The organism is Pseudomonas sp. Kh14 (assembly GCF_900291005.1).
GTDB classification, from domain to species: Bacteria; Pseudomonadota; Gammaproteobacteria; order Pseudomonadales; family Pseudomonadaceae; genus Aquipseudomonas; species Aquipseudomonas alloputida.
Window position 1 is genome coordinate 1 of sequence record NZ_OLKJ01000354.1, and the last position, 230, is coordinate 230.

1 protein-coding gene is annotated in these 230 nt (G+C 46.1%); it reads left to right on the plus strand.

What is annotated here, in order from left to right:
- Positions 1-230: RHS repeat-associated core domain-containing protein (locus tag FQ668_RS28400; RefSeq protein WP_144180912.1), on the plus strand; the 230-nt coding region annotated here is incomplete at both ends.

Consider the following 230-nt stretch of genomic DNA (forward strand, 5'->3'; position numbering starts at 1 on the left):
ACCTTACCCTTATCGCTCACATTACTCGGCTTTAATGGTGAACTCTTTAATGCACCACATTCGAGTTATCTCTTAGGTAACGGCCATCGTAGCTTTAACCCAGTGATAATGAGATTTCTGTCGCCTGATTCGCTCAGCCCTTTCCTGGCGGGCGGTCTCAACACATACTCCTATTGTGGGAATGATCCCATAAACGCTGTTGATCCTTCCGGTAAGACGAAGTTGATGAT